General features: G+C 64.2%; 10 protein-coding genes and 1 tRNA gene. 6 read left to right on the forward strand and 5 right to left on the reverse strand.

What is annotated here, in order from left to right:
* The 4 genes from thrC to argS all read right to left on the reverse strand — a co-directional run.
* The coding region (thrC, locus tag F0Q45_RS22090; protein ID WP_149655961.1) for a threonine synthase at positions 1-1,082 on the reverse strand (1,082 nt) is incomplete at its 3' end.
* Positions 1,079-2,404: a homoserine dehydrogenase gene (locus F0Q45_RS22095; protein WP_149655962.1), complete on the reverse strand. Its 1,326-nt coding sequence runs from the start codon at positions 2,402-2,404 to the stop codon at positions 1,079-1,081. The genes F0Q45_RS22095 and thrC, both read right to left, overlap by 4 nt.
* A gap of 3 nt (positions 2,405-2,407) precedes the next feature.
* On the reverse strand, positions 2,408-3,766 hold the full coding sequence (gene lysA / locus F0Q45_RS22100) for a diaminopimelate decarboxylase (protein WP_262491115.1): 1,359 nt from the start codon (positions 3,764-3,766) through the stop codon (positions 2,408-2,410).
* 56 nt (positions 3,767-3,822) lie between these two features.
* Positions 3,823-5,475: an arginine--tRNA ligase gene (gene argS / locus F0Q45_RS22105; RefSeq protein WP_149655966.1), complete on the reverse strand. Its 1,653-nt coding sequence runs from the start codon at positions 5,473-5,475 to the stop codon at positions 3,823-3,825.
* A 124-nt stretch (positions 5,476-5,599) separates the two neighbouring features.
* Here argS and F0Q45_RS22110 point away from each other — a divergent pair.
* The 3 genes from F0Q45_RS22110 (at position 5,600) to F0Q45_RS22120 (ending at position 6,965) form a co-directional block, all read left to right on the forward strand.
* Positions 5,600-5,672, forward strand: a tRNA-Arg gene (locus tag F0Q45_RS22110).
* Positions 5,673-5,760: 88 nt separating this feature from the next.
* Complete coding sequence (locus F0Q45_RS22115) at positions 5,761-6,108, forward strand: hypothetical protein (protein ID WP_149655964.1); 348 nt, start codon at positions 5,761-5,763, stop codon at positions 6,106-6,108.
* A complete protein-coding gene (locus F0Q45_RS22120; RefSeq protein ID WP_262491112.1) occupies positions 6,093-6,965 on the forward strand; it encodes a tyrosine-type recombinase/integrase in 873 nt (290 codons plus the stop codon). The genes F0Q45_RS22115 and F0Q45_RS22120 overlap by 16 nt, the downstream gene beginning before the upstream one ends.
* Before the next feature lie 15 nt (positions 6,966-6,980).
* Here the strand turns inward: F0Q45_RS22120 and F0Q45_RS29585 are convergent, their stop codons facing one another.
* Positions 6,981-7,139: a hypothetical protein gene (locus F0Q45_RS29585; RefSeq protein ID WP_262491113.1), complete on the reverse strand. Its 159-nt coding sequence runs from the start codon at positions 7,137-7,139 to the stop codon at positions 6,981-6,983.
* A gap of 16 nt (positions 7,140-7,155) precedes the next feature.
* On the opposite strand from F0Q45_RS29585, the gene F0Q45_RS22125 reads away from it, so the two are divergent.
* The 3 genes from F0Q45_RS22125 (at position 7,156) to F0Q45_RS22135 (ending at position 8,316) form a co-directional block, all read left to right on the forward strand.
* Positions 7,156-7,482 carry a tyrosine-type recombinase/integrase gene (locus tag F0Q45_RS22125; protein ID WP_262491114.1) on the forward strand — a complete coding sequence of 109 codons (327 nt, stop codon included), beginning with the start codon at positions 7,156-7,158 and terminating at the stop codon, positions 7,480-7,482.
* 235 nt (positions 7,483-7,717) lie between these two features.
* Positions 7,718-7,984, forward strand: coding sequence for a toxin HicA (locus F0Q45_RS22130; protein ID WP_306439464.1), 267 nt, complete (start codon positions 7,718-7,720; stop codon positions 7,982-7,984).
* The gene (locus tag F0Q45_RS22135) at positions 7,981-8,316 is read left to right on the forward strand and encodes a type II toxin-antitoxin system HicB family antitoxin (RefSeq protein ID WP_149655965.1); all 336 of its coding nucleotides are present in this window, start codon (positions 7,981-7,983) and stop codon (positions 8,314-8,316) included. The genes F0Q45_RS22130 and F0Q45_RS22135 overlap by 4 nt, the downstream gene beginning before the upstream one ends.
* The last annotated feature ends 635 nt before the right edge of the window (positions 8,317-8,951 follow it).

The raw sequence follows: 8,951 nt of genomic DNA on the forward strand, positions 1-8,951 counted from the left end.
TAGGCCAGCCCCAGTTGTTCGACGACGAGAACGGGATCGACCGGCAGCGCGGATACCGTTGGCATGTCCCGGAGCGCCGTATCGGGGTCCTTGAGACCATTGCCAGTCACCGTGCACACCACGGTCGACCCGCGCGCCACCCAACCATCGTCAATGGCTTTGAGTAGCCCGGCGATACTGGCCGCTGACGCGGGTTCCACGAAGACGCCTTCAGCCTGGGCCACCAAGTGATACGCGGCTAGAATCTCGTCGTCAGTGGCGGCCAGGAAGCGGCCCAGGGACTGCTGCTGCGCCTCCACGGCCGACGTCCACGACGCGGGCGCGCCGATGCGGATTGCGGTGGCGATCGTTTCTGGATGACTCACCGGCTCACCCAGCACCAGCGGCGCCGCACCTGCTGCCTGAGTGCCGAGCATGCGGGGCAGCGTGTCGATCACGCCTTCGCGGTGATACTCGGTATAGCCCTTCCAATATGCGGTGATGTTGCCGGCGTTGCCGACGGGAAGGGCATGCACGTCGGGCGCGGCGCCCAACGCATCCACGATCTCGAAAGCCGCCGTCTTCTGGCCCTCAATGCGCACCGGGTTGACCGAGTTGACCAACGAGATCGTCGGGAAATCGGCGGCCATCTTGCGGGCCAGCTCCAGGCAGTCATCGAAGTTGCCGTCGATCTGGACGATCTTGGCGCCGTGCATGACCGCCTGCGCCAACTTGCCCATCGCAATTTTGCCTTGGGGGATTAGCACCGCACAGGTAATGCCGGCGCGGGCCGCGTAGGCCGCAGCTGATGCCGAGGTGTTTCCGGTTGACGCGCACAACACGGCCTGCTGCCCGCGGGCCAGCGCATCGGTGACCGCCATCGTCATGCCCCGGTCCTTGAACGACCCGGTGGGGTTGAGGCCCTCGACCTTGAGATGGATTGTGCAACCAGTCTGTTCGGAGAGCCTGGGCGCCGCGATCAGCGGAGTACCACCCTCGAGCAGCGTGACGGGTGTCCAGTCGTCGCCCACCGGCAATCGATCACGGTATGCGGCGATCACGCCGGGCCAAGGCAGGTGGGTGGCTGTCCGCGGGGCGCTCACAGGTCGGTTCCTTCCATTCGAAGCACGCTTGCCACCGCCTGCACGACATCCAAGTCGGCCAGTGCTTCAACGGTTTCCGATAGAGCGGCGTCGGTGGCCAGGTGGGTGACCACCACAATGCGCGCCCCGACCCGATGGCCATCTTCGTCGACCACGCCCTCCTGGCGTACCTCGGCGATGCTGACATCGCGTTTGGCGAATTCGGCCGCCACCGAAGACAGCACGCCAGCCTTGTCGGCCACGTTCATGCTGACGTAGTAGCGGGTCGAGATGAAACCCATTGGTGCCACAGGAAGTTGAGCATACTTGGATTCACGTGGCCCGCGGCTGCCCAGCACCCGGTTACGCGCGGCCATTACCAAGTCGCCAGTTACCGCCGACGCAGTGGGCGCACCGCCGGCGCCTTGGCCGTAGAACATCAGTCGCCCGGCCGCGGCGGCCTCGACCACTACGGCGTTGAATGCGCCGCTGACCGTGGCAAGTGGATGCGACAGGGGCACCAGCGCCGGGTAGACGCGAGCCGAAACTCGTTGTTGCCCTTCATCGGTGATGATGCGCTCGCAGATCGACAGCAACTTGATGGTGCAGCCGAGGGCGTGGGCTGATTCAAAGTCGGCAGGAGTGACCTTGGTGATGCCTTCGCGATACACGTCATCGGCGGTCACCCGAGTGTGGAAGGCGATGGATGCCAGGATCGCGGCCTTGGCCGCGGCGTCGAAGCCATCGACGTCGGCGGTGGGGTCGGCTTCGGCGTACCCGAGCGCGCTGGCCTCGGCCAGCGCGGTTTGGTAGTCGGCGCCCGTGCTGTCCATCGCCGAGAGGATGTAGTTGGTGGTGCCGTTGACGATGCCGGCGACCCGCAGCACCGTATCACCGGCCAGCGATTGCGTCAGCGGGCGAATCACCGGTATTGCCCCGGCCACAGCCGCCTCGAAATAGAGGTCGACATGCGCGCTTTCAGCGGCTTGCGCCAGTTCCCCGGTGGACGTGGAGAGCAGCGCTTTGTTTGCGGTGACGACGGACTTCCCGTGCTCGAGTGCGGTAAGGATCGCCTTGCGGGCCGGTTCTACCGGTCCCATCACTTCGACGACGATGTCGACGTCGGCACGGGAGGCGAGTTCTTCGATGTTGTCGGTCAACAGCTCGACCGGCACGCCGCGGTCGGCTGCCACCCGCCGAACTCCCACGCCACGCAGCACCAGCGGGGCGCCAACTCGAGCCGCGAGGTCGTCAGCGCTTTCCTCGATGATGCGGACAACTTCGCTGCCGACGTTGCCCAGACCGAGTACTGCTACGCCGACCGGCTTTTCGTTACCCGGCACCGCTCACCTCACCTCCAGACTCAGCAGATCCTCGACCGTCTCCCGGCGCAGGATCAGGCGGGCCTCACCCGCGCGCACCGCCACTACGGCGGGACGGCCAATCATGTTGTAACGACTCGACAGCGCGTAGCAGTAGGCGCCGGTAGCGGCTACCGCGACAAGGTCGCCGGGGCGTATGTCGTCGGGAACCCACGTGTCTCGCACGATAATATCGCCGCTTTCGCAATGCTTTCCGACGATTCTGGCTAGCGCCGCGGGGGCATCGCTGGTTCTGGAAACCAGTCGCACGTCATATTGCGCGGCGTAGAGAGCGGTGCGGACGTTGTCGCTCATGCCGCCGTCCACGCTGACGTAGCGCCGGTTCGCGGTGGCGCTGATGTCGACATCCTTGACGGTGCCGACTTCATACAGTGTGATGGTGCCCGGGCCGGCGATGGCGCGTCCAGGCTCGACCACCAGCGTGGGTGTGGGCAGCCCCACGGCCGCTGATTCGTTGCTCACAATGCGACTCAGCTTGGCCGCCAGTTCGGATATCGGCGGCGGATCATCGGATGCCAAGTAGGAGATACCCAGCCCGCCGCCGAGGTCGACGATCGTGAGCTGGGCAGTTTTTTCCGGACCGAATTCGCCGACAATCTCCCGTAGCAGCCCGATGACCCGATGCGCGGCGATCTCGAACCCGGCGACATCGAAGATCTGCGAACCGATATGACTGTGCAACCCGACAAGTCGCAAGTGATCGGTGCCGAGGACTCGGCGCACCGCCGCCTTCGCCGCTCCGCTGGCCACCGACAGCCCGAACTTCTGATCTTCGTGTGCGGTGGAGATGAACTCGTGAGTATGTGCCTCGACCCCCACGGTGACACGCACCAGGACGTCTTGAACGATGCCTGCTTCGCCCGCGATGGCATCCAACCGGTCAATTTCGATCATCGAATCCAAGACAAGGTGGCCCACACCGGCTTTCACCGCGGTAGTCAGCTCCGCGACCGACTTGTTGTTGCCATGCAGGGTCATTCGCTCTGGTGGAAAGCCCGCGTGCAGCGCGACGGCCAGTTCTCCACCAGTGGACACGTCCAGCGACAGGCCTTCTTCGTCGACCCAGCGCGCGATCTCACTGCACAGGAAGGCCTTGGCGGCGTAGTAGACGTTGCGCCCGCCGCCGAATGCCGCGGCGATCTCTCGGCAGCGCGAGCGAAAATCGTCTTCGTCGATGACGAACAGCGGAGTCCCGTACTCCTGGGCGAGGTCGGTGAGCGCGACTCCGGCAATGCCGGCCACCCCGTTTTCCCCGCGAAATGTGTTGCGTGGCCACACGTTCGACGCCAATCCCAGCAGCTCGTCGACTGACTGCGGGCGCAATGGGCCGGCAGCGGGTCGGGTCTCTTCGGCGTGCCGGGGGCCGGCGGGATGGACGTTCACATGCGCTCCGGGGCGCTGACCGCGAGTATCGCCAGCCCGTTGGCGATGACCTGACGGGTGGCCTGGCACAGCGCCAGGCGGGCTGAGTGCAGTTCCGTCGGCAGCTCGTCACCTTGAGGCAGTACCCGACAAGAGTCATAGAACCGGTGGTAATCACCGGCAAGGTCTTCCAGGTAGCGGCACACCCGATGCGGTTCGCGCAGGGTGGCCGCGGTTTCTAGTACCCGAGGGAACTCGCTTATGGTGCGCAGCAGCGCGCCCTCTTTGTCGTGGCTGAGTAGTTCGAGGTGCGCGGTGTCGGGGACCAGCCCGAGTTCGGCGGCGTTGCGAGCCAGCGCGCAGAGCCGGGCATGCGCGTATTGCACGTAATAGACCGGGTTTTCATTCGACGCCGAAGACCACAGCTCCAGGTCGATGTCGATGGCGGTGTCCACCGATGAGCGGATCAGGCTGTAGCGCGCGGCGTCCACGCCGAGTGCTTCGACCAGGTCGTCAAGGGTGATGACGGTTCCGGCGCGCTTACTCATGCGGACCGGCTGCCCGTCGCGGACCAGATTGACCATTTGCCCGATGAGGACCTCGGCCGTCGCCGGGTCCTCACCGAAGGCAGCCGCGGCGGCCTTGAGCCGGGCGATGTATCCGTGGTGATCGGCACCGAGCATGTAGATGCACAGGTCGAAACCGCGTTGCCGTTTGTCCAGGTAGTAGGCCAGATCGCCGGCGATATAGGCGGGTTTGCCGTCGCTCTTGATCACGACGCGGTCTTTGTCATCACCAAAAGCACTGGCGCGCAACCACGTTGCGCCGTCTTTCTCGTAGATGTTGCCGGTCTCACGAAGCCTGGTGATGGCTTGCTCGACGCGGCCACTGGTGTGCATCGAGTCTTCGTGAGTGTAGGCGTCGAAGTCGGTGCCGAACTCGTGCAACGACTGCTTGATGTGGGCGAACATCAGGTCGACGCCGATCTCCCGGAAGGTTTCGTGCATCTCGGGTTCGGGCAAACTCAGCGCATCGGGAGCCTTCTGCATGACCTGGGCGGCGATGTCGGTGATGTAGGTACCGGCATAGCCATCGGCCGGGGCGGGCTCACCTTTGGCCGCTGCGATCAGGGAGTTGGCGAAGCGGTCGATTTGGGCGCCGTGGTCGTTGAAATAGTATTCGCGCACCACCTCAGCGCCTTGCGTCGACAGCAGGCGACCCAGCGCGTCGCCGACGGCGGCCCAGCGGGTGCCGCCAATGTGGATCGGTCCGGTGGGGTTGGCCGAGACGAATTCCAAGTTGACCCTGAGCCCGGCGAGCAGCTTGGAATGGCCGAAGTGGTCGCCGGCATCAATGACGTTCTGGACGATCTGGGCCTGTGCCGAAGCTTCCAAGCGCATGTTGATGAAGCCGGGTCCGGCTACCTCGGCCGAGGCGATACCCGCAGCTTTCGTCAGCGCCTCGGCCAGCCAGCCCGCCAGCTCGCGCGGGTTGACGCCGACCTTCTTGGCGAGTTGCAGCGCCAAATTGCTGGCGTAGTCGCCGTGTTCGGGATTGCGTGGCCGCTCCACGATGGCGGACGGCGGTACCATGGCCACGTCGAGTCCGTGCTCGGCAAGCACCGTTGTTGCGGCGTCTTTGAGCAGCTCAGCCAGGTCGGCGGGGGTCACGAACATCCATCCTATGGTCTGGGGTGCCTGCGTCCCGAATCCATTGCGGTGATAGTTCGATGTCCGCGATGCGCTAGTCTGTGCGTGCTTGTTCAAGCCCCAATGGCGCAGCAGGTTGTGGTGCGCCCCCGTAGCTCAGGGGATAGAGCGTCTGCCTCCGGAGCAGAAGGCCGCAGGTTCGAATCCTGCCGGGGGCACTATTTGACCAGCGCAAATGTGTTTTCGCACAAGATTCGCGCAACTAGGGTTGGCGGCGATGGCTCCGATATCGAATGGAGCCCAACCATGACCACCACACCCACCACCAGCGACCCGACACCCAGCGGGTGCCAACTGCCCGACATCCCCCTGCCTCCCGGCGCCGTGTACGCCGACTTGTGGTCGGGCACCAACAGCGACCGGCCCTACCGGGTGATCAACGGCATCACCCGCGGCGTCGAAGGCAACAGCGACATCCAAGTGTGGGCGCAGGCCATCCAATACGCCGACGGCTCCCTCGACCAGGGTGCGCTCGACCGCCCCTCGGTGCAGGTCGAGGCAGGCTGCGAGGCTTTGAGCGCCCGGCAGGCCCGCGAGCTGGCCGCCGCGCTGATCATCGCCGCAGGCGAGCTGGACGGGTGGGCGACACGATGACCACCACGCCCGACAACACCGCGACGACCTGGCGCGATCTGGCCGACCAGTTGACACCGGAGCAGGTTGCCCAGGTCGAGGATTTCGAGCGCGCGGCCTCCCACTGGCCCCCTCCGGAGGACGGGCATACCCGATCAGAGGGTGTCTTGAATGTCGCACGGAAGATGGCAGAGCTGAACGTCGCCAAGATGGTGCTCGCCGACGTCGCGCCGCCGGCCGACGCCGTCACTATCCACGGCTGGATGGAGTGGGGCGATGGGGTCTATCAGCGTCTGTTCACGTCGTGGAGCCGGGAGGTTGGCGAAGGCGGCTCGGTCGCCGTATGCGGGTTTCAGTTCAACGACGGACGGGTTGAGCGGCTGATCGCCTACACCGAGGGCGACGAATCGCTGACCGCGGAGCAGGCTCGCCAACTTGCGGCAACTCTGGTCGAGGTTGCCCGCGTGCATACCGCCGATCTGACTGAGAGCTTCGGCGGGGCTCAGTTGCTCGTGCATGGCAAGGGTGGCAAGCAGCGCGTGGTGCCCGTGGCCGAGGACCTGGCCGCGCTCATCCGGCTCGGTGCCGCCGGGCATACCCCCGGTGCCCCGGCGACGGGATGGTTATTCGCTGACGGCACCGGCGATCACCTGACGCCGAGCTGGGTCGGGCTGTTGGTGTCGCGGGCACTGCCGGACGGCTACACGATGCATGCCCTGAGACATCGTTTCGCCTCACGCGCCTATCGCGGCACCCGCAACCTACGTGCGGTGCAGCAGCTCTTAGGACACGAGTCGATCGGGACCACGGAGCGCTACACCGCGGTGGACGACGACGAGATGCGCGCCGCCGCGGCGTGCGCGTGGGGTGACCGGTGAGCGCGCTCAAGCTTGTCAGGAGCAGCAGCGGCAATGCGTCTGCGCCGCAAGACGCGCATGATGATCCTGCTCGCGGCGTTCGCCGGCCTGCGCGCCCACGAGATCGCCAAGGTTCGCGGGCAAGACGTCGACATCGACGCCCGCACCCTGCACGTCGTCGGCAAGGGTGGCCACGGCGCAACGATCCCCCTTGCATCCGCTCATCCTCGACAGCGCCGAGTCGATGCCCCGGCGGGGCTGGTGGTTCCCGTCCAACTCCACCCGGCCAGGCCAGCACATACGCGGCCAGGTGGTCAGCATGACGATCTGCGACGCCATGCGCCGGGCCGATATCCCCGATGGCGGAGCGCACCGGCTCCGGCACTGGTACGGGACCAACCTCGTCACCAGCGGTGCCGACCTGCGCACCGCGCAAACACTGCTGCGACACTCGAATCTGGCATCAACCGCGATATATACCGAGGTCACAGACGACCGGCGGATCGAGGCGATTGACCGGCTCAGACTTCCCGAGTGAGTCATGGGGCCGCTGCATTTTTTTCCCGGCGCCGCGAAAGTTTCCGGGCATTCATCACGTACGGCGCGTCACGCATCCACGATTGCGTGATGTCGATAGCAGCGTAAGCGCAGGATTTCAAGCAGCTCGGCCCATCTGTGGGCGGCTCATTGCGCACCTAAACAGCCGTTCTGGTGGCTGCTAGACGGGGACTCTCTTCCGTGCAAAGTGCTAGCACATGCGCTAGCATTAAGCGGTGACGGATCGAGTCGCCAAAGCCGAGGCTCAGATGCGGGAAAACCCATCGAACGTCGACTTCGCAGACGTTGAGATGGTCTGTCGTCATCACTTCGGAATTCCCCGCCAAACAGGGGGAAGTCACATCGTCTTCAAGATGAGGTGGGCCGGGGACCCGCGCGTCAACATTCAGAACAAGGGAGGGAAGGCGAAGGCATACCAGGTCAAGCAGGTCTTGGCCGCTATCGACAAGCTGAACGCCATGGAGGAAGGAGAGGGCCGGTGAACGAGTACCACTACACCTACCGAGTCGAGTGGTCCCCCGAAGACGGGGAGTGGGTCGGCCTTTGCGTGGAGTTCCCATCGCTGTCATGGCTCGACCAAAACCCAGTAGGAGCCATCAGCGGTATCGCCCACCTCGTCGCCGACGTCGTGAAGGACATGTACACCGAAGGTGAGCGGCCCCCTCAGCCACTGTCCGACCGCCATTACAGCGGCAAGGTCATGGTGCGCACTTCACCCGAGCTGCACAAGCGCCTCACCATTGAGGCTGCTGAACGCAACCTCTCCCTTAACCAGTGGGCCATCCACAAGCTGGCCGAGGGGCAGTCCGCTTAGCCCATTGCGGCCGACAGCAACCAACCCCGAAGCGAGACTCTCACTTTTTGGCCAACGGCCCAGGTGGAGACGGCCAGTTCTCCGATTCGCTGCGTGTACGGGTCTGGCATTTTTGGAGGTTCTGGCCACTCGGCGTTGGTGAGGGGATGCGGAGGAACATAAGATGCCGAAAAGCTGAACACCAATGGCTCGAATTTAATTGCGCCACAAGGTAATTCGCGTATACCCCCACCAATTCTGTTGTACAGCAGGCACTGTCGGGCACGGGCGGGCTGAAACGAGGGGGGTATACGGGCCCTGTTGGACCCCGTTTTTCTTTTTTTCGCAGGTAGATAGATCGGGGGCGAGCGCTCGTCTCCCCTTGACCGTTTGCTTAAAAAATCATAACAGCAGGTCAGAGCGTTATCAGCGTTAGCCACATTTGCGCAGGTCACGACAGGGGTGGGGGGTACCTCGGGGCTATGGCCTACCTGCGTGCATAGGGTAGGGGGGTACGCCGGAACGAACCATTCTTTAATCGGGTCGACTGCCATTGTTGGAAGAATTGATTAGAAGGCAATTCGCACATTGGTGCAAATTCGCCATTGTTTAAATTACGTTTTACCCGCGTTTTAACCGGCGCCCCCGAATCCCGA

The sequence above is a fragment of the Mycobacterium simiae genome (genome assembly GCF_008370645.1).
In the GTDB taxonomy this organism is placed as follows: domain Bacteria; phylum Actinomycetota; class Actinomycetes; order Mycobacteriales; family Mycobacteriaceae; genus Mycobacterium; species Mycobacterium simiae_A.

What these genes read in the sequence shown, in the direction of transcription:
- F0Q45_RS22115 (WP_149655964.1), top strand. Translation starts at nt 5,761, where the DNA reads ATGACCACCACACCCACCACCAGCGACCCGACACCCAGCGGGTGCCAA.